A 22,710-nucleotide genomic window follows, 5' to 3' on the forward strand; every position below is an offset into this window, starting at 1 on the left:
AATTTAGGGGTACCCAGTGCCTTTACGCATGGCACTGAGTGCCATACGCTGCACGTGTGCGCGGCGGCACGGTGAGCCGCGCATGTGCGTGCACGGGTGAGCCGCGCCCGTGGCATTCCGGCCCAGCGCAGGGAGTTGACCAGCGTGTACCACCACTCAGGAAGCGCCGTTCAGCAGACGTCCGGTTCCGCGGCGGGCGTGCTCGACCGCCAGGCCCCGGACACGGACACGATCCTCTTCCAACGCTGCACCTGGTGCGGCACCGCCATGTACCACCGGCTGCTCTGCCCGGTGTGCCAGGGCAGCGATCTGCGCACCGAGCGCAGCGAGGGCGTCGGGACGGTCCGCCACGCCACCGTGGTGCACCGCAACACCCCCTCCGCCCGCAATGTGTCCCTGGTCGAGATGGCCGAGGGGTTCGTGGTGCGCGGCCGGGTGATGGGCCCCCTCATCGGCATCCACAGCGGCGACCGTGTGCGCCTGTCCACCGTCAAGGACCCGGTGCGGGGCGAGCCGGTCTTCCAGCTCGTCGACGAGCCGTTCCGGGGCTGGCACTGACTCAGGTCGCCCGCGTGACCTGATTTCCTCCCTGCCGGGACGGTCCCCGGCGGCACAGGCAACCCACGGGTCCCGTTTCGCTTCCTCCGGGGAGTGAGGGGCTCCCGGTTCGGACGGGGTCCCCGCGCTCCCTGTGTGAGGAGGGGACCCTTGATCCATGCCCGGCGAACAGGTGTCACCGCCGTTGCCGCGCTCGCGGCCCTGGCGGTGTCACCGGTACCGGCCCTGGCCCAACAGCCGCCCGCGCCCCGGGTGTCGGCGACGGCGTCGTACGACGGCGGTCTGCCGGCGGGCTGGCGGCTCACCGGTGACGGCGACACGCGCACCCTGGTCTGGCGGTCGGCCGCACCCGTGCCCATCGGGGACTCGCGCGTCGAGTTCCACGCGGCGGGCCGGCTGCTCGGCACACCCCGGCCGGCCGCGGACGGGCACACGTTCCGGCTCACCCTGGACCGGGACACGCCACTGACGGACCTTCAGGTGCGGTCCGGCAGCAGACGGTTGGACGCCCCGGACGACAACTCGGGCAGCGGCAGGCGGAATGCGCTGTCGTCGGCCCGGCCCGCCGCCCCCGCCCCGGCCCCCGCCAACCCGGTCGACCCCGGCAAGCCCGGCGCGTACCGCACGGTCAGCGGCTCGTACGCCCTCGACCCGGTGAAGCTGCCCGGCTTCCCCCAGCCGGTCGAGATGCAGGCCGTGGTGGTCGCGCCCAAGGGCGCCACCGGCAAGCGGCCGCTCGCGCTGTTCCTGCACGGCCGGCACGGCACCTGCTACCAGCCCGGCACCGACGACGTGACCGGCGACTGGCCCTGCCCCGCCGGAATGAAGGCGATCCCGAGCCACAAGGGCTACCTCCAGGACCAGAAGCTCCTGGCCTCGCAGGGCTATGTCACCGTCTCCGTCTCGGCGAACGGCATCAACGGCCAGGACTGGAACGCGGAGGACGGCGGCGCCCAGGCCCGCTCCTCGCTGGTGCGGCAGCACCTGGCCCGCTGGGCGGGCTGGGCCGCGAACCCGGCCGGCGCACCCTCCGTCGTACGCGAGGCGCCGAAGGCCGACCTCTCGCGGGTGCTGCTCGTGGGCCACTCGCGCGGCGGCGAGGGCGTCAACCGCGCGGCCCTGGACAGCCTCTACCCGCCGCCCGCGGCCCAGGACGGCTACCGCGGCCCGGTCCGCTGGAAAATCCGCGGCACCGTGCTCGTCGGACCGACGATCTTCGGCCACAATCCGGTGGCCGACGTCCCGTCCGTGTCGGTCCTGCCCGGCTGCGACGGCGACGTGTCCGACCTGGAGGGCGAGGTCTTCGTCGACGGCACCCGCGGGGTGAGCCGCGGCACCGCCCTGCACAGCGCGGTGTACATGGTCGGCGCCAACCACAACTTCTTCAACTCCGAGTGGACGCCGGGCCTTTCGGCGGCGCCGTCCTTCGACGACTTCTGGGACGACGGCCAGGGCGACCGGGACCCGGTGTGCTCCCCCGGCACCCGCACCCGGCTGACCGCCGCGCAGCAGCACCGCGCCGGCGCCACCTACATAGCCGCGGCGGCCCGCCTGTTCGTCGCCGGTGACGACCGGGTCCGCCCCCTCCTCGACGGCACGGGCCGCCGCGCCCCCTCCGCCGATCCGGCCCGCGTCCTGACCCACGCGGTCGGCGCCCGCCGCACCGGCGGCTTCCTCCAGGCGGCCGGGGTGAAGGTGACCGGCGGCCGGGTGTGCTGGGCGGACCCCAAGCCGGCGAAGGCGTGTCTGAACGCGGAGACCGACGGCAGGTCACCGCACTTCGGCTGGTGGGCCCTTGACCGGGACACCGGTGTCAACGCGGTCGCCCTGAAGTGGTCCGCGCCGGGCCGGCCGACGAAGATCACCTCGAAGGCGCCCCTCTCCCTCACCGGTTCCAAGAGCCTGGCGCTGCGGGTGTTCGTGCCGCCGAACACCACCGGCACCACGCTGGACGTGACCGTCACCGACACCGCCGGACGGCGCGCGAAGCTCGGGCGGGTGACGGCCGACGGACTGCCGGGCTCGGAGCGCACCGCGTCCTACTGGGCGCGTGAACTGCGTGTCCCGCTGACCGCCGCCACCCGCGCCGGGCTCGACCTCAAGCGGGTCAAGTCCCTTGAGCTGACCCCGCGTTCGGGGTCCGGGCGGGCCTGGTTCATGGACGCCTGGGGCTGGGCGCCGGGCACCCCGGCGGTCAAGGCGGCGGCGCTGCCGCGCGTCGACATCGGGCGCCTCACGGTCAAGGAGGGCGACTCCGGCACCCGCACCTACCGGGTCCCGGTGACGGTGTCCGGCCACGGCAAGGGCACGGTGCGCTTCTACGTCGTGAACCCGGAGACCGGCGCGGCGCGGGAGAAGGTCGTCACCGTGCGGCCCGGGGCCCGGCCGATCGACGTCCCGGTCGTGGTGAAGGGCGACACGCGCTTCGGCCACGGCAAGCAGCAGGACCTGCTGGTGAAGGCCGTGCGCGGCGCGGTCGTCGGCTCCGCCCAGGGCGGGGTCACGGCGGAGGAGGACGATCCGGCGCCGAAGGTCACGCTGACGCCGGTCGCCGACAAGGTGACCGAGGGGAAGCCGCTGATCTGGCGGATCTCGCTGTCCAAGGCGGCCGACGTGGAGATCTGGCAGCCGGTGCGGGTGCTGGCGCCCGCCGAGGGCGCGGAGCTGTCCACGAAGGACGTGGACCCGCGGTGGTTCACGGACACCTCGGGTGAGTCGCCCGATCCGGAGCGCCCGCTGTCCGGGGCGGGCCTGTGGGTGTGGCTGACCGTCCCGGCCGGGGCCACGGGCGTGGACGTCTCCGTGCCGACGGTGCGGGACCAGGTGGCCGAGCCGGCCGAGTCGCTGCGGCTCGCGCTCACCGACGAGGAGGGCGAGCCGCTGCCGGACCACCCGCCGCTGACGGGGACGGTCACGGACGTGCCGTAGCACCCGGCCGGCAGCGCGCAGGGGGCGTGGACCACTCGGTCCGCGCCCCCGTCGCGTTCACAGCGTGACGCGGATGCCGACCGTCCCGTCCAGACCCCGGCGCAGGCGGCTGCCGAGGAGGGTGAGACGGCCCGTGATGCCGTACTTGCGGGCGATCAGGGTGCGGTAGCGGGCGGTGGTCGCCGCGTCGCAGATCTCGGCGGTGGCCGGGATCTGCTCGCCCGTGAGGTTGCCGCGCAGATCGCAGGGGCCGACGAGGACCTCGCCGCGGGCCCTGATGCGCTTCACCTTCCAGGAGTCGGCGGCGGACCAGGCACCCAGCGCGTCACCGTCGCGGACCACCCACACGGGCGTGGCCACCGCGGATCCGTTCTTCCGATAGCTCGTGATCAGCAGGTACTTGCCCGCCGCCAGCCGGTCGAGCGCCGTGTCATCCATGACGGCAGTCTAGGCAGTGTCCCGCCGGGGTTCACCGGACGTGCCGGGTGGGAACGGGACAGTCGTGGAAGCGGCGTGCGACGAGTCCGGGTCCGACGGGGAGAATCTCACCGGCGGGAACACCGACGTGTTCGCGCACGCCAGTGTGGTGCTGCCGCAGGAGTCGGCGGCGGGGTACATCCGGGAGATACGGCGCCGGATCCGCTCGCCCGCCGAGGAGTACAAGGCGAACCATCTGCTGCGGGAGAAGCACCGGGCGGTGCTGGAGTGGCTGCTCGAACCGTCCGGGCCGCTGTACGGGCACGCCCATGTCCATCTGGTGGAGAAGGCGTTCTTCCTGGTGGACCGCACCGCGGACCTGCTGCTCGCCGATCCCGGCGCGGCGGCGCCCCTCTACACGGAGGGCCGCGCGACCCTCTCGCCCGCGGAGTGGCGGGAGTTCCTCGCGGCGGCGAACGGGATGCTGTGGGTGCGCTCGGGCAGCTCTCCCGGAGAGCCGGAGGAACCGGTCGAGGCGTTCTTCGGCACGGTCGCCGCCCTGCGGCGGGCGTACCCGGGCACGCCGGTGGCGGACGTGCTGGAGCGGTTCGGGGAGGGGCGGTCGCGGGCCCGCGACCGTCGGACGGCGATCCTGGCCGGACGGCCGCCGGTGGTCCCGGCGCTCAATCCGCTGCCGTCGTCGATCCTGTCCACGGCCGCGCACTGGAGCCGCGGCGGCCGGCCGGTCCGGCTCGCGCACGACCGGCAGAACATGCTCACCCCGGAGCGGATCGCCTGGATCGAGGAGGCGGCGCGGCGGGAGGGCATCGGGCTCACCGGGCTGCGTCTGGTGGTCGCGGGGGCGGACGCGCGCGTGCAGTTGGCCGACTTCCTGGCCGGGATCGCCCGCAGGTTCGCCTCCGACGAGCTGAACGGCACCGGCGACCCGGAACTGACCGCGCTGCTGCGTCCCTACACCGGGGAAACGGCCGTGTGGGGCGACCCCGGGAGCGGGGCGCGGCTCGGCACGGCACCGGTTTCGGCCAAGGAAGGGCGCGCGGGCGGCGAGGTGACGGGACCCGCCGCGCGGACCGGTTCGGCGCTCTAGATTTCTGGTCCACCGACTGGTCCACCGACTGGTCCACCGACCCCTTCCGCCCTCTCAGGAGCCCTCCATGACCGACACCCCGCCGGCCGCCGCCGGGGACGACCGGGACCCGTACCGCCGGATCGACACCACCCAGCCGCACACCGCCCGGATCTGGAACTACTGGCTCGGCGGCAAGGACCACTACGAGGTCGACCGGCTGACCGGCGACCGGATCAGGGAACTGCACCCGGGCATCGGGGCGTACGCCCGCGCCGACCGGCTCTTCCTGGGCCGGGCCGTGGAACACCTGGTGACGGAGGCCGGGTTACGGCAGTTCCTCGACATCGGCACCGGGCTGCCCAGCGCGGACAACACGCACGAGGTGGCGCAGCGGCTCGCCCCGGACGCCCGGGTGGTGTACGTCGACAACGACCCGCTGGTCCTGGCGCACGCGCGCGCCCTGCTGGCCGGTACCCCCGAGGGCCGTACCGACTATCTGGACGAGGATCTGCGCAACGTCGACTCGATCCTGCGGCACGCGGCGAAGACCCTGGACCTCAGCGAGCCGGTGGCGCTGATGCTGCTGGGGGTGGTCATCTTCATCGGCCCGGACGAGGACCCGTACGCGCTGGTGCGGGCGCTGCTCGACCGGCTGCCGTCGGGCAGTCATCTGGTGCTCTCGCACACCGTGACCAGCCCGGCGATGCCGGACGTCGACGAGGCGGTGCGGTTCTGGAACGAGCACGGCACGCCGAAGCTCACCCAGCGCACGCCCGAGGAGGTCGCGCGCTTCTTCGACGGTCTCGAACTGCTGGAGCCGGGGGTGGTGTCCTGCTCGCGCTGGCGCCCCGAGGAGACGGGTCAACTCCCGGAGGAGGTCGCGATGTTCGGCGCGGTGGCCCGTAAACCGTGAAGGTTCCGCGGGCATCGAGGCGATCGGCCGCGGGGTGAACGCGCGGGCGCCCCGGCACGTATGGAGTTGAGGGCACTCGACGACCGGAGGGCCTCCGCGGTGTCGACGCCGCGCGTTCGGGGTTTCGGGAGCCATACATGAGGCATGTACGACGACGGATCGTCAGGCGAGTGACACGGCTGGCGGCCGTCGGCGGACTCCTCCTGGGAGGGACCATGGTCACGCAGGCGGCCATGGCGAGCGAACCGCCCGCCGCCGGGGCGAGGACGCTCGGTACCTCGGAGGACTCGGTGGTGACGAATCCGGGGGCCGAACTGGTCGAGGAGCTGGGCGCGTCGAAGACGGCCGGCACCTGGATCGGCGACGACGGCAAGCCGGTGGTCGCGGTCACGGACGAGGACAGCGCCGCCGCCGTGCGCGAGGCCGGGGCGGAGGCGAAGGTCGTCGGGCACAGCATGAACGAGCTGAAGGCGGCCACCGAGGCGCTGCGTTCGGCGCCGACGGTGCCGGGCACCGCGTGGGTGCTGGACTACCGGACCAATGAGGTGGTCGTGCAGGGCGACACCACGGTGTCGGCCTCCGACTGGTCCCGGATGAGCGAGACCGCGGCGGACATCGGCAGCTTCGTGCGGATGGAGCGCACGAAGGGCACCTTCACCACCCGTCTCAACGGCGCCCTGCCGATCCTGTCGACGGCCGGGCGCTGTTCGGCGGGCTTCAACGTGACCAACGGCTCGAACGACTTCATCCTCACCGCCGGGCACTGCGGGCCCGACGGTTCCACCTGGTTCGCGGACAACCAGGGCAAGCAGGAGGTGGGCACCTCGCTCAACTCCACGTTCCCCGTCAGTGACTTCTCCCTCGTGCAGTACGCCGGCGGCAAGGCGGGCGCCGGGGCCGACATCGTGGCGATCGGCAACGGCGAGGGGGTGCGGATCACGGGCACCGGCGACGCGGCCGTCGGTCAGCGGGTGTTCCGCAGCGGCAGCACCAGCGGGCTGCGCGACGGCGAGGTCACCGGTCTCGACGCGACGGTCAACTACCCGGAGGGCACGGTCAGCGGGCTCATCGAGACGACGGTGTGCGCCGAACCCGGTGACAGCGGCGGCCCGATGTTCTCGGAGGGCATCGCGCTCGGTATCACCTCGGGCGGCAGCGGCGACTGCACGACCGGCGGGACGACGTTCTTCCAGCCCGTGACGCGGGCGCTGGAGCAGCTCGGTGTGCAGCTCATCGTGGCCGCCCCGTCGGACGGCGCGGCGCAGGGCGGCGGGGCCGCGGCCGGGGACGGACCCGAGCCGTCGGTGTCGTCCACGGAGGCGGCGGCCGCCCCGGGTTCCGCGTCGCCCGGCTCGACCACTCCGGTGGGCGGCGGTGCCGGGCTGGACCTGGCGGCGCGGCTGACCGATCCGCGCACGATCGGACCGGGCCTGCTGGTCATCGCGGGCAGTCTGGTGGCGCTGGTCGCGACCCGGTACATCCGCGCGGAACAGGACCGCAGGGCTTACCGGGACTACTACTCGGCGACCTGGGGATAGCCGGACCCGGGAGGGGCGAGAGGCGGACAACGAAAAGGGCACCCGGTGAGGGTGCCCGCTTTCGACGGAGGACGAAGGTCCTCGGGGAGTGTCAGGCGGCGTTCTCCTGCTGGGGGGCCGAGGCCCACTCCAGGACGAGTCGCTGGTACTCCTCGCGCTGCTCGACGCTCAGTATCCCGCCCGACCGGAGCCACAGGGCCCGGATCTCCTCGTTGACCTCCGCGGCCGATCGCTCGGAGAGGGATTCAACAGTGGTGGACATGGTGTGAATCTTACGACGGCAGAGGTGAAGGCCCCGTGAGTAAGCGGGGACAAGGCGGACATACGGGACCGTGTCGCTGATCACGTCCATCTGGCAGGGGCGGCCGGTGAGTTCGCTCACAGCGGCCGGCCGCCCCGGGACGCGCGCCGCCCGTCAGGTGCCCGGCTTACGGCCGTAGACGAAGACGTCGTCGCCGTTCTTCAGCAGCGACCAGTACTTCTTGGCGGACGTCTTGGTCATGTTGACGCAGCCGTGCGAGCCCGGCGGGTTCCACATGCTGACGCCCACCGAGTGGAACGCCTGCCCGCCGTCGAAGAACTGGCTGTACGGCATGGGCACGTTGTAGATGCTGGACACGTGGTCGATGTTGCGCCAGTAGATCTTCTTGAGGCCGGTGCGGGTCTCGTACCCGTTGCGGCCGGTGCGCACCGGGACGGGCCCGTACACGAGCCGGCTGCCGTCCTGGATCCAACTGATCTGGAGCGTGAGGTTCACACAGGCGATGCGGCCCTTGTTGGTCGGGCACTTGCCGGCCTTGTTGGGCTTGGTGCCCACCGCCTTCTGCTTGTTCATGAGATCCATCACACCCCAGGTGACCGGCCCGGCGTAGCCGATGTTCGGGGTGATGCCGTGCTTGTTCTGGAACGCCTGGATGGCCTTGCAGTCGGCGCTCGACTGCTTGCCGTCCACCGGCCGGCCGAGGAACTTCTCGACCTTCTTCTGGTACGGGCCGGCCGAGGTGGTACAGCTCGCGGCCTGCGCCGGCGCCGCGCCCAGTGCGAGCGTCAGCGGTGCCAGCAGCCCCGTCACCCCGAGCACGACGGCCCCTCGTCTGCGTATGTCCCCCATGTCCAGCCCTCTTTCCGGCGCGATTGTGGCGATCTCCTCCTGGTAGACCGTCATGCTCGCGCATCGGTTGTAGGACCGCCCAGGCTGTGACGAAACGGTGAACTTCCGACGGACCGTCCGGTCCGGTCCGCGGTGATCGACACGCTGGATATCGTGCCGTCATGTCGGCGTTCATACAGCAACTCCCCGCGCTCATCGGTGTCGTGATCGGCGCCCTCGGCTCGTATCTGGCGATCGTGCGCAGCGACGGGGCCCGGTTCCGGCGGGAGACGGCGGCGCGCTGGGAGGAGCGCAGGCTCGCGGTGTACGCCGACTACGCGCGGGCGCTGAAGAAATCGGTGAACCTCACCTACCGCGTCGCCTCCCACCTCGGCAACGACCCGCACCCGCATCCGCTGTCCCCGGCGGCGGCCGAACCGCTGCTGGCGGAGGCGACCGACGGACGCGACCCGGCCGGCGAGGCGCTGATCATGCTGGGCAGCCGGGAGGTGGTGGAGCGGGCGCGGGTGTGGGTGACCGCGGTGATGGACATGGAACGCTTCATGCGCGAGGGGACCCGCGACCCGGAGGGCTGGCAGGCGCTGCTGGAACGGCAGCGGGCCGGCCGTGAGGGCTACTACACCGCCGTACGCGCGGATCTCGCGCTGCCGCCGGGGCACCCGGCGCGCTGGCCGACCCGGGTGGAGCCCGACGACGCCTGAGCGTCAGCGGTAGCCGGTGGTGTCGGCCGGGCGGCCCGGGTCCTGGACCTCGACCATGTACCGCCAGGCGTCCGGGCGGCTGCCGTCGAGGTCGGTGAAGCCGTACACCGGGGCGAGGCCGCCGCTGGAGAGGGACTGTCCGTTGAGCCGGGCCACCTCGGGGTCGGCGGCGAGCGCGGCGACGGCCCGGCCGACGTAGCGCGGGGTCTCCGAGATGGCGAAGTGCGGTTCGTTCCCGAGGGCGTCGCGCCAGTTGTCCTCGCGGACGCCGAACGCCTCCAGCATCATCTCCGAGCGCATCCAGCCCGGGGTCAGGGCAACGGCGGTGGCGCCGCGCGGGCCGATCTCGTGGGCGAGGGCGAAGGCCATCCGCAGCACGGACGCCTTGGCGAGGTCGTAGAAGAAGTTCACGCGATAGGTGTCGCGGTTGTAGGCGGCGGTGCCGTCGGTCATCTCGACGACCAGTCCGCCGGGCCGGCGCAGCAGCAGCGGCAGGGCGTGGTGGCTGGTGATCGCGTGGGTCTCGACGGCCAGGCGCAGCAGCCTGAGGCCGTTGTCGAGGTCGTGCTCCCACACCGGGGTGTCCCACTGGAAGAGTTTCTCGCCGCCCCAGACGTCGTTGACGAGGACGTCGAGCCGGCCCTGCTCGGTGTCGATCCGCTCGACCAGCGCGCGCACCCGGGCGGGGTCGAGATGGTCGGTGGGGACGGCGATGCCGTGGCCGCCGGCCTCGGTGACCAGGTCGGCGGTGTCCTCGATGGTCTCGGGTCGGTCGTACTCGGAGCGGTGCTCGCGGGTGGTGCGGCCGGTGACGTAGACGGTGGCGCCGGCCGCGCCCAGTTCCACGGCGATGCCCCGTCCCGCGCCGCGGGTCGCCCCCGCGACCAGTGCGACCTTGCCCTCCAGCGGACCCGGCATGTCCGGCCTCCCTCTCCCTCACGGGTGTTCCCTCACGAGTGGTGTCACTGCGAGGGTGCCGGGGAAACCGGACATCTCCTGTCGTCTTTGCCGCGGGGGTCACCCGGACGGTCGGCCGGATGGCTCCGTGCCGTCAGTGGCCGCGGTCGATCCACTCCTGGAGGTGCGGGGCCTCCGCGCCGATGGTGGTGGGGTCGCCGTGGCCGGTGAGCACCTTCGTCTCGGGCGGCAGGGACAGCAGCCGGTCCCGGATCGAGGTGATGATCGTCGGGAAGTGGGAGTAGGAGCGGCCGGTGGCGCCGGGGCCGCCCTGGAAGAGGGTGTCGCCGGTGAACAGCACGCCGAGCCCGGGGTCGTACAGACAGACCGCGCCGGGCGCGTGCCCGGGGGTGTGCAGGACGGTCAGATCGGCTCCGGCGGCCTCGATGACCTGCCCGTCGGCCAGATGGGCGTCGGGTTCGCGGCCGGGGTGGGTGAGCTTCCACAGCGGCAGGTCGTCGGGGTGCAGCCAGATGGTCGCGCCGGTGAGGTCGGCGAGGGCGGGGGCCGCGTCGATGTGGTCGTTGTGGGCGTGGGTGCACACGATGGCGGTGAGCCGGCGGTCGCCCACTGCCTCGGCGATGGCGGCGGCGTCATGGGCGGCGTCGATGACGATCGCCTCGTGGTCGTCGCCGACGATCCAGACGTTGTTGTCGACGTCCCAGGTGCCGCCGTCGAGGCTGAACTGCCCGGAGGTGACGAGGCGTTCGATGCGCGCGGTCATCACAGCACCACCACCGAGCGCAGCACGTCACCGTGGTGCATCCGCTCGAACGCCTTCTCCACCTCGTCCAGTCCGATGGTCTCGGTGACGAACGCGCCGAGATCCAGGCGGCCCTGGAGATGCAGGTCGATCAGCATGGGGAAGTCACGGGAGGGCAGACAGTCGCCGTACCAGGAGGACTTGAGGGCGCCGCCGCGTCCGAACACGTCCAGCAGCGGCAGTTCGAGCTTCATCTCGGGGGTGGGCACACCGACCAGGACGACCGTGCCGGCCAAGTCCCGGGCGTAGAACGCCTGCTGGTAGGTCTCGGGACGTCCTACGGCCTCGATGACGACGTCCGCGCCGAAGCCGCCGGTCAGTTCCCGGATCGCCTCGACGGGGTCGGTGTCCTTGGAGTTGACCGTGTGGGTGGCGCCCATGGTGCGGGCGGTGGCGAGCTTGCGGTCGTCGATGTCCACGGCGATGATCTTCGCGGCGCCGGCCAGGTTCGAGCCCGCGATCGCCGCGTCGCCGACGCCGCCGCAGCCGATCACCGCGACCGTGTCGCCGCGGCCGACGTTGCCGGTGTTGATGGCGGCGCCGATGCCGGCCATCACCCCGCAGCCCAGCAGACCGGCCACGGCCGCCGACACCGACGGGTCCACCTTGGTGCACTGGCCGGCCGCCACCAGGGTCTTCTCCGCGAACGCGCCGATGCCCAGCGCCGGGGAGAGTTCGGTGCCGTCGGTGAGCGTCATGCGCTGGGTGGCGTTGTGGGTGTCGAAGCAGTACCAGGGCCGTCCGCGCAGACAGGCGCGGCACTGTCCGCACACCGCACGCCAGTTGAGGATCACGAAGTCCCCGGGCGCCACGTCGGTGACGCCCTCGCCGACGCTCTCCACCACACCGGCCGCCTCATGGCCGAGCAGGAAGGGGAAGTCGTCGTTGATGCCGCCCTGCTTGTAGTGCAGATCGGTGTGACAGACCCCGCACGCCTGGATCTTCACCACGGCTTCGCCGGGGCCGGGATCGGGGATCACGATGGTCTCGACCCGCACCGGTTCGTTCTTGCCCGGCGCGATCACTCCGCGTACTTCCTGCGGCATGGTGCCTGCCCTTTCCTCGACGGTCGAAGTCCCCTGTCCGACCCTACGCGCGCCCGATCGATCAGGACACGGGACGGGCCGCCGGACCGCCGGACGCCCGCCAACACGGCGGTGGGGAGGCCGGGTTCGTACGTCCCGCGCCGAGCCGTCCGCAGGGGTGGAGAACGCGCGCGGGGCCGCCGTCCGGTGGTCCGGGCGGCGGCCCCGCGTGCGGTGTGCGCTCAGGTCTGGACGGCGGGCAGCAGGCCCGTGACCGGGGCGGCGAGATCGGTGACCTGGTGCAGTTCGTTCAGCCTGCTGAGCTGCTGGACGTTCTTCACTTCGGAGACCTGCCGGGAGACCTTCGGCAGTTGGCCCCGGCTCTCCGGCGGGAGCTGGCTCGCGCTGAGCGCGTCCAGGGCGGCGATCGGGTTCAGCTTGCCGGCGTCCGGGGCTTCGGCCGCGTTCGCCATGGGCGCGGCGAGACCGGTGAACCCGGCGGCGAGCGCGGCGGCGGCGACGATGCGTCGAGGGGAGATCATGACTGGGGCAACGGCGGCGGCGCCCCGCCGGACACGGGTGCGGTGCCGGGCTCACCCGTGAGGACGACGCCGCGGCTGCGCTTGCCGAGCCCGGTGCGGCGGAGGAGTCTCGAAGGTGAGGGCCGGGCGGTCCGGCTCCTTCGGTCCGCGGCCCTTCCGGGAGGTCACCATGGGCACCGCCGCAGGCTCCGCCTTCGACAGCGACACCCTGCGCAGGGGCGTCGAAGGGCAGACCGCGAACGTACTGCTGTCGCTCTACGCGGACGACGCCGAACTGCGCGTCGTCGACCAGAACACCCAGCCCAGCCATCCGCGGGTGCTGCGCGGCCGGGACGAGATCGCCGAGATGCTGGAGGACGTCTACAGCCGGGACATGTCCCACACGCTGGAGGAGTGCGTCGTCCAGGGCGACCGTGCCGCGTTCAGCGAGTCGTGCCGCTACGCGGACGGGGTGCGGGTCCTCTCCGAGTCGATGGTCACCCTGCGCGACGGCAAGATCGTCGAGCAGACGATGATCCAGGCATGGGACGCGTAGGAGGGAGGTTCGCAGGGGTCCGGTTCAGTTCCCGGCTGACCTGGGACGTCTCGTTCCGGGCCGGTCTCGGGCGGCGCCGCGCGCCCCGGCCCCTGCTGTCGGGCGCGGCGGCCCGGCGCGTGTCCGTGGCCCTGCTGCGCACCGCGCTGGAGGCGGCGCGCGCCCGCCCGCTGCCCCCTCCCCCACGGCCGCGCACGGTCCGGACACGGCGCCCCCGGCGGCGCTGAGCGGGCCGCGTGGCCGTGCGGCGGGCCATACTGTCCGTCGTGCGAGTGGCGGTCATCACGGCGGGCTCCCGGGGCGATGTCGCCCCCTTCACCGGACTCGGGCACGCGCTCGTGCGCGCGGGCCACGAGGTCACCCTGGTCACGCACGGACGGTTCGCGCCGCTCGTGGCGGGCTCGGGGGTGGCCTTCCACCCCCTCCCGGTCGATCCGCGCGCCGAACTGGAGTCGGTGCGCGGCCGGGGCCTGCACCGCAGCACGACCGGCGCGGGCAAGCTGCTGCGGGTGGTGCGGATCGCCCGGGCACGGGTGGGCGAGCTGGCCGACGAGGTCCTGGCGGCGGCGCGCGGCAGCGAGGTGCTGCTGGTGTCCGCGTCGGTGGGGCCGCTCGGCCGTACGATCGCCGAAGGGCTCGGGCTCCCGGTGATCGAACTCCCGCTCCAACCGGTCGCACCCACGCGGGAGTTCGGGCCGCCGCTGCTCGGGGGCGGCTCCTTCGGCGGACCCGCCAACCGGCTCGCCGGGCATGGTGTGGAGTGGGCCGTCGACCGTGTCTTCGCCCCCGCCCTGCCGGCGCTGCGCTGCCGGCTCGGCCTGCCGCCCGGCCGCCCCCGCACCCCGCCTGCGGGACCGGTGCTGCACGGTTTCAGCCCCCTCGTCGTCCCCCGGCCGCGCGACTGGCGGCCGGACCTCGACATCACCGGCTACTGGTGGCCGTACGACGGTGAGCGCCGACTGCCGCCGCATGTACGGGAGTTCCTGGACGCGGGGCCCGCCCCGGTCTTCGTGGGCCTGGGCAGCGCGACCGTGCCGGATCCGGCGGGGCTCAGCCGGCTGGTCGTCGGGGCGCTGCGGCGGGCCGGGCTGCGCGGGGTGATCCAGCGCGGCTGGAGCGGCCTCGCGGCCGACGGCGACGACATGCTGACCGTCGGCGAGGTCCCGCACGCGCTGCTCTTCCCGGAGACGGCCGCGGTGGTCCACCACTGCGGCGCGGGCACGACGGCCGCCGGACTGCGGGCCGGGGTGCCCGCCGTGCCGGTACCGGTCCAGTTCGACGAGAGCTTCTGGGCCCACCGCCTGCTCACCCTCGGCGTGGCCCCGACCGTCCTCCCCACCCGCCGCCTCACGGCGGAGAACCTGGCGGCGGCCCTCACCCGCGCCACGGGCGACCCGCGATTCCGTGCGCGGGCCCGGGAGTTGGGCGCCCGGGTGCGCGAGGAGGACGGAACGGGGCGGGTGGTGGAGGCGGTCGGGCGGCTGGCCTGAGCGGTGGCCTAGGCGAACTTCTGGTTCACCCAGGACGCCAGTTCGGTGCGGGCGGCGGCCAGCAGGGTCGCCGAGGGGGCCGTCGCGCCGTTGGTGATCAGGGCGTAGTGCACGGTGCCCTGGCCGGTGGTCGTGAGCAGGAGGCGTCGGCTGCCCGTGCCGCCCGGTTCGGGAGCCGCGGCGATCGGGGTGGTGGGGGTGTACGCCGGCGGACCGTGGGCCGTGCCGAGGTCGGAGACGACCGTCGTGGTGGCCGTCGGGAAGGACGCGGGGAGGTGCAGTTCGGTGGGTGCCGTGCCGGTGCCGGACCGCCAGACCAGCAGCCCGTACTGTCCGGAGCCGACCAGTGCGGCCACGTTGGGCAGGGCGGCGGGCACCGGGTTCCAGGTGAGGGTGGTGGAGCCGTCGCGGGAGCGGTCCTCGTAGGTGAAGGCGAGGGCGGTGCCCGAGGTGGCGCTCGGGTAGATCCGGTCGAGGAGCCGCGCGTCCTGACGGAGTGTCACCGTGCCGTTGTCGTCCAGGCGTACGGCGGAGAGGTCCTCGTCGTTCCAGGCGTCCCCGGCGGTGAGGACCTTGTCGGGGTTGCCGTTCATCAGCTCGTGATGACGGCCGTGGTAGATGTCCCACTGCCACTGCGCACCGGAGAGGACCGGTCCGGAGGCGGCCGGGGTGGTCCACCAACTCGCGCCCTTCACACGGGAGTCGAGCGCCTGGTACATCGCCTTCAGCACGGTGGGCGCCTTGTCGGAGACGAGGCCGGACAGCGGGTGCCCGAACTCGCTGACGAGCGCCGCGGTCCCGGCCGTCGACACGCGGTCGCGCAGGGTGCCGAAGTCGGTCATGTACTGGCCGTCGGCCGCCTTGCCGGGCATCAGGATCGCGGAGATGGCCTTCTGGTCGTAGAAGTGGGTGCTGAGGACGTATCGGGAGCCTAGGGTGCCCGCATCGAGGAGGCCGCCCTCCTGTTTCTGGGAGGCGATGTTGGCGTTCCAGAACAGGTTCGGTTCGACAAGGGCGGGCTTGTCCTGCCAGCCCGCCGCGTCCATCCGGGCCCGGAACCGCACATAGAAGGGCCACAGCAGATCGCGTTCCCAAGTACGGCTGGTCTGGCCGGAGTCGTAGGTGCCGGCGTACGGCTCGTTGTAGGGGTCGAAGCCGAGGACGCCCGCGAACTGCTCGGCGGTGAGGTGCTGCCGGATGTAGGTCATCGTGCGCTCGGCCATGGTGAGGAAGGAGTCCTGGAGGCCGTGGGCGTTGTGCCAGAAGTCGTACTGGGCGGCCTTCACCGCGCCGTTCTGGGTGATGTTCTGGCCCCAGAAGAAGCAGATCCCGCACGACTCCCGGGGGTAACCGCCCAGGTCCACGGCCCACTTGGGCGCGCCGTCGCCGGTGTACCAGCTTCCGGAGTTGAACAGGTACCGGGAGTACAGGTCCTGGTGGAAGTCGGGGTGGACCCGGACGCCCGCGTCGAGGAAGGCTCGGATCTGGTCGGTGGCGGCGGCCAGATAGGCGGTGTCGATCTGGCCGCGCACCGGCTCGGCGTAGGCCCAGGAGAGCAGGAAGCGGGCGGAGTTGCCGCCGCCGAGGGCGCGCAGGGCGGTGGCCGACTTCCTGGCGTCGGCGACCGAGGCGAAGGGCAGGCCCTTGTTCTCGTCGAGTTTGGTCTCGCCGGAGACGTTGTAGCCGCGCAGGACGACCTCGCGGCCGTGTCCGTCGACGAAGCGGCCGTTCGCGACGGTGAGCGCCGTGCCGTCGAACGGCAGGGAGTCGGGGAGGGCGGCGGCACCGGCGGCGGGGGTGCCCGCCGCCGTGAGGAAGCCGCAGAGTCCGCAGAGGACCACCAGAACAGCGAGCAGACGTGCTCGGATATTCGGCATGTCCACTACATTCCGGCGGCTTCCGGACACCGTCAATAGCTTCTGACTCATGAGTAAGTTGATGATCAGTCAGATCTGTTGCCCGGTTCGCCGTCTCAACCGCCCACCCGGCCCGTCACGTTCAGCAGGTACTCCTTGCGGTCCAGCGGATTGCGGTCCGTGCGCGGCCGTTCCGGCACCGCGCCGCCCGCCACCGGTGCGTAGTGGTCGAAGGCGCTCTCCCACTCCCCCTCGCCCCGGGTCAGTCCGGGGATCCGCTGCTCCAGCGCGTGCGCCCGCGCGGCCGGCACCACCCCCTCCAGACACACCGCGACCCCTCGGTCCGGGTCGTGTCCGGTACGGCGTCCAGCGCGGCCAGCACCGGCAGCAGCGCGCCGAGCGTGTCCGCGGGGGCCTCCAGCCGGAAGCGGTGCATCGGCTCGTGCACCCGGGTGCCCGCTTGGCGCAGCGCGTCGACGAGTACCAGCGGGGTCAGACCGCGGAAGTCGTAGCCGGTGCTGGACATGCTCTTGTCGAAGCCCTGGTGGGCGTGGCTCTGCCGGGGCCAGTAGCCCGAGTGGGTCATGGTGACCGCGCAGTCGGTGACCCGCCAGCCGTGCAGCCCCTGGGCGAGGGTCTCGCGCACGGTGTCCTCGACCGCCTTGAAGAACGCGTACGGCATCGCGCCCAGCTCCACCTCCAGGCCGAAGGTCACCCCGGTGCCGGGCGGCGCGGGCTCCACCCGCAGACCGACGGTGGCGAGGAAGGGGTGATCGCCCTTCTTGATGAACTCGGCCGCCGCCCCGGTCCCGGCCGGGCGCTCCAGACAGAGCGGTGTCGTCTCCCGGAAGGTGACCGCGAGACCGTGCTCGTCGGCCAGGGTCGCCTGGAGGACCTCCTTCTGCACCTCGCCGTAGAGCGACACGGACGTCTCGGCGCGGACCTCGTCGTGGCGCAGGCCGATCAGCGGATCCTGTTCGGCGAGCCGGGTCAGGGCCAGGTGCAGGGCGCGGCGGTCGGTGCCGGGGCCCGGTACGACGACCGTCTCCAGGGTCGGCGGCGCGAAGAAGCGGCCGTGTCCGGGCCTTGGCGTGCCGAGGCTGTCGCCGACCCGGGCGTCGGTCAGGCCCCACAGGCGGGCGATCCGGCCGGCGGGCACCGCCTCGGCGCGCGTGTCCGTGCCGTCGCCGAAGACGCTGACCGCGGTGACCTTGCTCCGCGCGTCGTCGGCGCCGATCCGGTCGCGTACCCGCAGGGTGCCGGAGAAGAGCCGGGCGTAGGCGATCTTCTCGCCGGCCGGGCCGCGCTCCACCTTGAAGACGGTGCCGGACAGCGGGCCGTCGGGGTCACCGGCGGCCGGGGGCAGCAACTCCTTGATCCCGGCGACGAGTTCGGGCACCCCGGCACCGGTCGCGGCGGACCCGGCGTACACCGGGTGGACGACGCCCCGGTGGGCCTGGGCGCGCAGGGCGGCGCGCACCCGGGCGGGCGTGAGGGTGCCGTCGACGTACGCGGCGAGGAGGGTGTCGTCGTGGTCGGCGAGGACGTCGGGGGCCGGGTCTGCGGGTGTGAAGGCGGCGGCCGGTGTCCCGGGTGCCGTGACGGTGCCCATGGCGACGACCGGTACCGCGAGCCGTTCGGTCAGCTCCCGCAGGACGGCCTCGGGGCGGGCGCCGCGCCGGTCGGTCTTGTTGACGAAGACCAGGGTGGGGATGCCCAGCCGGCGCAGGGTCCGCATGAGGACGCGGGTCTGGGCCTGGACGCCCTCCACGGCCGACACGACCAGGACCGCGCCGTCGAGCACGCCGAGGACGCGCTCCACCTCGGCGATGAAGTCCGGGTGGCCGGGGGTGTCGATGAGGTTGACGGTGATGCCGTCGACCGGGAAGGAGACGACGGCGGCCTTGATGGTGATGCCGCGCCGCCGCTCCAGCGCGAGGGTGTCGGTCCGGGTGCTGCCGGCGTCGACACTGCCGAGTTCGTCGATGACCCCGGCGTGGTGCAGCAGCCGTTCCGTCAGGCTGGTCTTACCGGCGTCGACGTGCGCGAGGATCCCGAGGTTGAGCAGATGCACGAGGTGTCATGTCCTTGGAGAGAGGGATGGTTCCTTCCTGCTGGGTGGACATGGACGTCGCTCGCATCTCGGCTCCTGTGCGGTGGGGTCGGTGGTACCCGCGCAGTGCAGCAGAACGGCGCGGGGCGCGGCAACGGATTAACGTTCAAGCATGCGCGAGATTCTTCCGGCGCTGTCCGGGTGGTACGCGGCCGGTGCGCCGTTCGGGCTCGCCACCGTGGTCGCCGTCAGCCGCAGCGCGCCGCGCGAGCCGGGTGCGGCGATGGCGGTGGGACCGGACGACGCGGTGGTGGGCAGCGTGTCCGGCGGCTGCGTGGAGGGCGCGGTGTTCGAACTGGCCCGGGAGGTGGTGGCGAGCGGCCGGGCCCGCCTCGAGACCTTCGGCTACAGCGACGCGGACGCCTTCGCCGTGGGGCTGACCTGCGGCGGCGAGATCACCGTCCTGGTGCGGGCGGTCGACCCGGCGCGGGACGCCGTCCTCGGCGAGGTCGCCGACGCGGTGGCCGCGCACGAGCCGGTGATCGTGGCCACGGTGACCGACGGGCCCGCGCCGCGCGGCGCCACGCTCGCCGTCCGGCCGGACCGGACCGTCGGCACGCTCGGCACGGCGGGCCTGGACGCGGCGGTCACCGCCGACGCACGCGGCGGACTCGCCCTCGGGGCGACCGGGCTGCGCCACTACGGGCCGCGCGGGCAGCGCCGCGAGGACTCCGTCACGGTGTTCCTGCACTCGTTCGCACCGCCGCCGCGGATGCTGGTGTTCGGGGCGATCGACTACGCGGCCGCCGTGGCCGGGATCGGCGCCTTCCTCGGCTACCGGGTCACGGTGTGCGACGCCCGCCCGGTCTTCGCGACGCCCCGGCGCTTCCCGGACGGCGTGGAGGTCGTCGTGGACTGGCCGCACCGCTATCTGCGCGGCACGGACACCGACGCCCGCACGGTGATCTGCGTCCTCACCCACGACCCGAAGTTCGACGTACCGCTGCTGGAGGAGGCGCTGCGCCGCCCGGCCGCGTACATCGGGGCGATGGGCAGCCGCCGCACCCACGAGGACCGGCACCGACGCCTGACCGAGGCCGGCCTCACCACCCCCGAACTGTCCCGCCTCCGCTCCCCGATCGGCCTCGACCTCGGCGCCCGCACCCCGGAGGAGGTCGCCGTCTCCGTGGCGGCCGAGATCATCGCCCTGCGCTGGAACGGCACGGGGGCGCCCCTCTCCACGACGACGGGCACGATCCACACCGAACGACACCAGAACTGACCGGGTCCCCGGCCCCGGTGCCGAGGTCAGCCACACGCCCGCAGCCGACCCCGAACCGGCACAGGGCCTCATCCCGACGCCCGAACCGGCCCGGCCCGGCGCCGGCGACCGGCGGCGCCGCGCGCCAGCAGCCCGGCCTGAACCGACGCAGGACCACGTCCCCACGTCCCCACCGACCCGCGCCGGTCGGTCCCGTGGCGTCGGCCGGTGCAGGACCGCGGCCGGGCACCGGAACCAGTCCGAGCCGATGCCGGTCCGGGGGCCGCAGGGCGCACCCGGTGCAAGACCGCCCCCGGCACCCCAACCCCGCCGAACCCGGCTCCCGTCACCCGCGTCGCGGCAGCCGGTGCAGGGTCACATCCGTCAGGTGGCCATCCGTGATCGTCGCCGTGAGGTACGTGCAGTGGGGCTGGCGGCGGCGGTCGGTCGGGGAGCCGGGGTTGAGGAGGCGGAGGCCGCCGGGGGCCGTCGTGTCCCAGGGGATGTGGCTGTGGCCGAAGACCAGGACGTCCACGCCGGGAAAGTCCGCCGCGCAGCGTGCCTCCCGGCCGCGGGCGGGGCCCGTCTCGTGGACGACCGCGAAACGCAGGCCGCCCAGGTCGGCGTGGGCCACCTCGGGGAGCCGGGACCGCAGCTCGGGGCCGTCGTTGTTGCCGTACACGGCGACCAGGCGGCGGCTGCGGCTCTCCAGCAGGTCGAGGGTGGCGGTGTCGACCCAGTCACCGGCGTGGAACACCACATCCGCGCGGGGGATCTCGTCGAGCAGCGGGGCGGGCAGCGCCCTGGCGCGGCGCGGGAGGTGGGTGTCGGACATGAGGAGCAGTCGCACGCGACCAGGCTATGCGCATCCCCTCCCCCGGCCGGGCGAACCGGGCCCGACGGGTCCGGGCCGTGAACGGTCGGCGAAGTCCGGGGTGCGGCGCGGAACAGAACAGGTGGGCCCCGTTCCGCGGGGTTAGCATCGGGCCACGCGCCCGTCCCACGGCGAGAACAGAGGGGGCCAGGAGCCCGATGCCGGTCAAGGTCAGCGTCATCGTCCCCGTCTACAACCCCGGCCGCTACATCGAGGACTGCATCACCTCGCTGCTCGGGCAGTCGCTGCCGCCCGACGCCTACGAGGTGATCTTCGTCGACGACGGTTCCACCGACGCCACCCCGGCCCGGCTCGACGCCCTCGCCGCCGGGGACCCCCGGGTGACGGTGATCCACCAGGAGAACTCCGGCTGGTCGGGCAAGCCGCGCAACGTCGGCATCGACGCCGCGCGCGGCGAGTACGTGATGTTCGTCGACAACGACGACCACCTCGGCCCCGAGGCTTTGGAGCGGATGTACGACTACGGCGTCGCGAACGACGCGGACGTGGTCGTCGGCAAGATGGCCGGCCGGGGCCGCGGCGTGCCGGTGGAGCTGTTCCGGACCGACCGGCCGCACGCCACCGTGGAGAACGCGCCGCTCATCGACAGCCTCACCCCGCACAAGATGGTCCGCCGCGCGTTCCTGGAACGCACCGGGCTCCGCTTCCCCGAGGGGCGGCGGCGCCTGGAGGACCACGTCTTCGTCACCGAGGCGTACCTGCGCGCGAGCAACGTCTCCGTGCTCAGCCACTACGTCTGCTACTACCACGTGCGGCGCGACGACGCCGCGAACGCCGGCTTCCAGCGCTTCGACCCGGTCGGCTACTTCAAGAACCTGCGCGAGGCCCTCGACGTCGTCGAGAAGTACACCGAGCCCGGCCCGCTGCGCGACAAGCTGTTCCGCCGCTGGTTGCGGGTGGAGATGGTGGAGCGGCTGCGCGGCCGGCGCTTCCTGAACCTGCCGGAGGACTACCGCAGGGAGCTGTTCGACGAGATCCACGCCGTCGTCACCGAACGCTTCGGCCCCGGTGTCCCCGCTCCCCTCCAGCCCACCCAGCGGGTGGTCGCCGCGCTGGTCGCCGAAGGCCGCTACGACGACACGGTGGCGTTCGCGGAGTGGGAGGCGGGGGTCGCGCTCACCGTCGAGCCGGAGTCCGTGCGCTGGCAGGGCGGCCTGCTGCGGATCGCGTTCGCCGCCGAACTCACCCACGAGGGCCGTCCGATGACGTTCCCGTCCGCCGGGGGCTCCCCGCCGTGGCCGCCGCACGACGTCGCCGAGGCGGTGCGCTGGCTCGGCGAGGACGTCGTCGTCCGGTTCGGCCGCGCCCGGCCGGATCTGCTGCTGCGCGAACGCGCCAGCGCCGCCCAGTACTTCCAGCCGGGAGAGGTGGTCCGGGAGACCGTCCCGGTGGGCGACGGCAGCCGGGTGCGGCTGGTGCTGCGCGGTACGGCGGCCGTGGACCCCGGCGCCCGCGAGGTGCTGCCCGCCGACGGGCTGTGGGACGCTTACGTGCGGGTGGGCATCGGCGGCTGGACGAAGGAACTGCGGCTCGGCCCCGCCCCGCGTCACGACGTGTCCGTCCCGCCCGCCGGGGTGGTCGCGGGCCGGGTGGTGCTGCCGTACTGGACCGAGCGGCACGGCTCGCTCGCGCTGGACGTCGGCCGGGCGGGCAAGCGGCTCGGGCTGGGGCGGCTCACGCCCGCCGACGTCACGGTGGACGGCGACCGGCTGGGCGTGGACCTGCCGCTGTACGTGCCCGCCCCGGCGGAGGCGGTGCTGCGGCTGACCGGCCCCGGCGCCCATGACGTACCGGCCGTGCTCACCGCCGGCGGCCGACTGGAGGCCGTCCTGCCCACCGCCGCCCTCACCGGACGGACCTGGCGGGCGTCCCTGTGCCTCACGCCGGGCGCCCGGGAGGGCGAGGCGGACCGCTTCCATCCGCTGCCGTTCGCGCTGCGGGCCGGCGCCGACCGGGTGCGCGCTGTCCCGGCGCACCGGCCCGGCGGGGTGCGCCGACTCGTCCGCCGGACGCGGCGCGCCCTGCACCGGATCGTCGGCAGGATCACCGCGCGCCCGGGGTGAGCGACGGCGCCTTC

At 73.3% G+C, this 22,710-nt stretch carries 20 protein-coding genes and 1 pseudogene; 11 read left to right on the forward strand and 10 right to left on the reverse strand.

Translation table 11 applies throughout. The annotated features are described in order from the left end of the window. The first annotated feature begins 144 nt into the window (after positions 1-144). Together G6W55_RS02390 and G6W55_RS02395 are read left to right on the forward strand one after the other, a co-directional pair. On the forward strand, positions 145-558 hold the full coding sequence (locus tag G6W55_RS02390) for a Zn-ribbon domain-containing OB-fold protein (RefSeq protein WP_078636280.1): 414 nt from the start codon (positions 145-147) through the stop codon (positions 556-558). A gap of 150 nt (positions 559-708) precedes the next feature. Continuing rightward, positions 709-3,486, forward strand: coding sequence for a S9 family peptidase (locus tag G6W55_RS02395; RefSeq protein ID WP_175519067.1), 2,778 nt, complete (start codon positions 709-711; stop codon positions 3,484-3,486). Positions 3,487-3,543: 57 nt separating this feature from the next. Here the strand turns inward: G6W55_RS02395 and G6W55_RS02400 are convergent, their stop codons facing one another. Further along, on the reverse strand, positions 3,544-3,924 hold the full coding sequence (locus tag G6W55_RS02400; protein WP_175519068.1) for a PPOX class F420-dependent oxidoreductase: 381 nt from the start codon (positions 3,922-3,924) through the stop codon (positions 3,544-3,546). 64 nt (positions 3,925-3,988) lie between these two features. Between G6W55_RS02400 and G6W55_RS02405 the strand changes: the two genes are divergently transcribed. The 3 genes from G6W55_RS02405 to G6W55_RS02415 all read left to right on the forward strand — a co-directional run bounded on the left by G6W55_RS02405 (position 3,989) and on the right by G6W55_RS02415 (position 7,444). Continuing rightward, entirely contained in the window at positions 3,989-5,011 is a 1,023-nt protein-coding gene (locus G6W55_RS02405; protein ID WP_245177869.1) for a hypothetical protein, read from the forward strand. 67 nt (positions 5,012-5,078) lie between these two features. Beyond that, positions 5,079-5,906, forward strand: a complete 828-nt coding sequence (locus tag G6W55_RS02410) for an SAM-dependent methyltransferase (RefSeq protein ID WP_175519069.1) — start codon at positions 5,079-5,081, stop codon at positions 5,904-5,906. A gap of 137 nt (positions 5,907-6,043) precedes the next feature. Further along, positions 6,044-7,444: a S1 family peptidase gene (locus tag G6W55_RS02415; protein WP_175519070.1), complete on the forward strand. Its 1,401-nt coding sequence runs from the start codon at positions 6,044-6,046 to the stop codon at positions 7,442-7,444. 91 nt (positions 7,445-7,535) lie between these two features. On the opposite strand, the gene G6W55_RS02420 is transcribed toward G6W55_RS02415, so the two are convergent. After that, positions 7,536-7,706: a hypothetical protein gene (locus G6W55_RS02420; RefSeq protein WP_107419339.1), complete on the reverse strand. Its 171-nt coding sequence runs from the start codon at positions 7,704-7,706 to the stop codon at positions 7,536-7,538. A 153-nt stretch (positions 7,707-7,859) separates the two neighbouring features. Then, positions 7,860-8,555 (reverse strand): L,D-transpeptidase, encoded by a 696-nt coding sequence (locus tag G6W55_RS02425; protein ID WP_078636273.1) that lies wholly within the window; start codon positions 8,553-8,555, stop codon positions 7,860-7,862. A 161-nt stretch (positions 8,556-8,716) separates the two neighbouring features. Here G6W55_RS02425 and G6W55_RS02430 point away from each other — a divergent pair, with 161 nt between their 5' ends. Beyond that, positions 8,717-9,256, forward strand: coding sequence for a hypothetical protein (locus tag G6W55_RS02430; RefSeq protein ID WP_078636272.1), 540 nt, complete (start codon positions 8,717-8,719; stop codon positions 9,254-9,256). A 3-nt stretch (positions 9,257-9,259) separates the two neighbouring features. On the opposite strand, the gene G6W55_RS02435 is transcribed toward G6W55_RS02430, so the two are convergent. The 4 genes from G6W55_RS02435 to G6W55_RS02450 form a co-directional block, all read right to left on the reverse strand. After that, on the reverse strand, positions 9,260-10,174 hold the full coding sequence (locus G6W55_RS02435) for an SDR family oxidoreductase (RefSeq protein ID WP_078636271.1): 915 nt from the start codon (positions 10,172-10,174) through the stop codon (positions 9,260-9,262). Positions 10,175-10,307: 133 nt separating this feature from the next. Further along, positions 10,308-10,937, reverse strand: a complete 630-nt coding sequence (locus G6W55_RS02440; RefSeq protein WP_175519071.1) for an MBL fold metallo-hydrolase — start codon at positions 10,935-10,937, stop codon at positions 10,308-10,310. After that, complete coding sequence (locus tag G6W55_RS02445; RefSeq protein ID WP_085206753.1) at positions 10,937-12,022, reverse strand: S-(hydroxymethyl)mycothiol dehydrogenase; 1,086 nt, start codon at positions 12,020-12,022, stop codon at positions 10,937-10,939. The genes G6W55_RS02440 and G6W55_RS02445 overlap by 1 nt, the downstream gene beginning before the upstream one ends. Positions 12,023-12,243: 221 nt before the next feature. Then, positions 12,244-12,543 (reverse strand): hypothetical protein, encoded by a 300-nt coding sequence (locus G6W55_RS02450; protein WP_030795790.1) that lies wholly within the window; start codon positions 12,541-12,543, stop codon positions 12,244-12,246. Between the two features lie 169 nt (positions 12,544-12,712). On the opposite strand from G6W55_RS02450, the gene G6W55_RS02455 reads away from it, so the two are divergent. The 3 genes from G6W55_RS02455 to G6W55_RS02465 are packed head-to-tail and all read left to right on the forward strand — an operon-like array spanning position 12,713 to position 14,568. Beyond that, entirely contained in the window at positions 12,713-13,078 is a 366-nt protein-coding gene (locus G6W55_RS02455; protein ID WP_030795789.1) for a nuclear transport factor 2 family protein, read from the forward strand. Then, entirely contained in the window at positions 13,066-13,305 is a 240-nt protein-coding gene (locus tag G6W55_RS02460; RefSeq protein ID WP_175519072.1) for a hypothetical protein, read from the forward strand. The genes G6W55_RS02455 and G6W55_RS02460 overlap by 13 nt, the downstream gene beginning before the upstream one ends. Positions 13,306-13,359: 54 nt before the next feature. After that, positions 13,360-14,568: a glycosyltransferase gene (locus tag G6W55_RS02465; protein WP_175519187.1), complete on the forward strand. Its 1,209-nt coding sequence runs from the start codon at positions 13,360-13,362 to the stop codon at positions 14,566-14,568. Positions 14,569-14,576: 8 nt separating this feature from the next. On the opposite strand, the gene G6W55_RS02470 is transcribed toward G6W55_RS02465, so the two are convergent. Both G6W55_RS02470 and G6W55_RS02475 read right to left on the reverse strand, forming a co-directional pair. After that, positions 14,577-16,445 carry a cellulase family glycosylhydrolase gene (locus G6W55_RS02470; protein WP_175519073.1) on the reverse strand — a complete coding sequence of 623 codons (1,869 nt, stop codon included), beginning with the start codon at positions 16,443-16,445 and terminating at the stop codon, positions 14,577-14,579. Positions 16,446-16,540: 95 nt separating this feature from the next. Further along, positions 16,541-18,498: pseudogene (locus tag G6W55_RS02475) on the reverse strand (GTP-binding protein). A gap of 151 nt (positions 18,499-18,649) precedes the next feature. Here G6W55_RS02475 and G6W55_RS02480 point away from each other — a divergent pair. Next, a complete protein-coding gene (locus tag G6W55_RS02480; RefSeq protein WP_175519074.1) occupies positions 18,650-19,759 on the forward strand; it encodes an XdhC family protein in 1,110 nt (369 codons plus the stop codon). Between the two features lie 325 nt (positions 19,760-20,084). Here G6W55_RS02480 and G6W55_RS02485 read toward each other — a convergent pair whose 3' ends face one another. Continuing rightward, on the reverse strand, positions 20,085-20,588 hold the full coding sequence (locus G6W55_RS02485) for a metallophosphoesterase (RefSeq protein WP_175519075.1): 504 nt from the start codon (positions 20,586-20,588) through the stop codon (positions 20,085-20,087). Positions 20,589-20,770: 182 nt separating this feature from the next. Between G6W55_RS02485 and G6W55_RS02490 the strand changes: the two genes are divergently transcribed. After that, the gene (locus tag G6W55_RS02490; RefSeq protein ID WP_175519076.1) at positions 20,771-22,696 is read left to right on the forward strand and encodes a glycosyltransferase; all 1,926 of its coding nucleotides are present in this window, start codon (positions 20,771-20,773) and stop codon (positions 22,694-22,696) included. Positions 22,697-22,710 lie beyond the last annotated feature (14 nt).

This window comes from Streptomyces sp. CAI-85, from assembly GCF_013363615.1.
GTDB lineage: Bacteria > Actinomycetota > Actinomycetes > Streptomycetales > Streptomycetaceae > Streptomyces > Streptomyces antibioticus_B.

Bases quoted from the DNA above. Each gene is read 5' to 3' on its own strand.
- G6W55_RS02470 (WP_175519073.1), bottom strand. From the start codon at position 16,445: ATGCCGAATATCCGAGCACGTCTGCTCGCTGTTCTGGTGGTCCTCTGC.
- G6W55_RS02400 (WP_175519068.1), bottom strand. From the start codon at position 3,924: ATGGATGACACGGCGCTCGACCGGCTGGCGGCGGGCAAGTACCTGCTG.
- G6W55_RS02440 (WP_175519071.1), bottom strand. From the start codon at position 10,937: ATGACCGCGCGCATCGAACGCCTCGTCACCTCCGGGCAGTTCAGCCTC.
- G6W55_RS02420 (WP_107419339.1), bottom strand. From the start codon at position 7,706: ATGTCCACCACTGTTGAATCCCTCTCCGAGCGATCGGCCGCGGAGGTC.
- G6W55_RS02455 (WP_030795789.1), top strand. From the start codon at position 12,713: ATGGGCACCGCCGCAGGCTCCGCCTTCGACAGCGACACCCTGCGCAGG.
- G6W55_RS02460 (WP_175519072.1), top strand. From the start codon at position 13,066: ATGGGACGCGTAGGAGGGAGGTTCGCAGGGGTCCGGTTCAGTTCCCGG.
- G6W55_RS02450 (WP_030795790.1), bottom strand. From the start codon at position 12,543: ATGATCTCCCCTCGACGCATCGTCGCCGCCGCCGCGCTCGCCGCCGGG.
- G6W55_RS02480 (WP_175519074.1), top strand. From the start codon at position 18,650: ATGCGCGAGATTCTTCCGGCGCTGTCCGGGTGGTACGCGGCCGGTGCG.
- G6W55_RS02430 (WP_078636272.1), top strand. From the start codon at position 8,717: ATGTCGGCGTTCATACAGCAACTCCCCGCGCTCATCGGTGTCGTGATC.
- G6W55_RS02415 (WP_175519070.1), top strand. From the start codon at position 6,044: ATGAGGCATGTACGACGACGGATCGTCAGGCGAGTGACACGGCTGGCG.
- G6W55_RS02445 (WP_085206753.1), bottom strand. From the start codon at position 12,022: ATGCCGCAGGAAGTACGCGGAGTGATCGCGCCGGGCAAGAACGAACCG.
- G6W55_RS02435 (WP_078636271.1), bottom strand. From the start codon at position 10,174: ATGCCGGGTCCGCTGGAGGGCAAGGTCGCACTGGTCGCGGGGGCGACC.
- G6W55_RS02410 (WP_175519069.1), top strand. From the start codon at position 5,079: ATGACCGACACCCCGCCGGCCGCCGCCGGGGACGACCGGGACCCGTAC.
- G6W55_RS02490 (WP_175519076.1), top strand. From the start codon at position 20,771: ATGCCGGTCAAGGTCAGCGTCATCGTCCCCGTCTACAACCCCGGCCGC.
- G6W55_RS02425 (WP_078636273.1), bottom strand. From the start codon at position 8,555: ATGGGGGACATACGCAGACGAGGGGCCGTCGTGCTCGGGGTGACGGGG.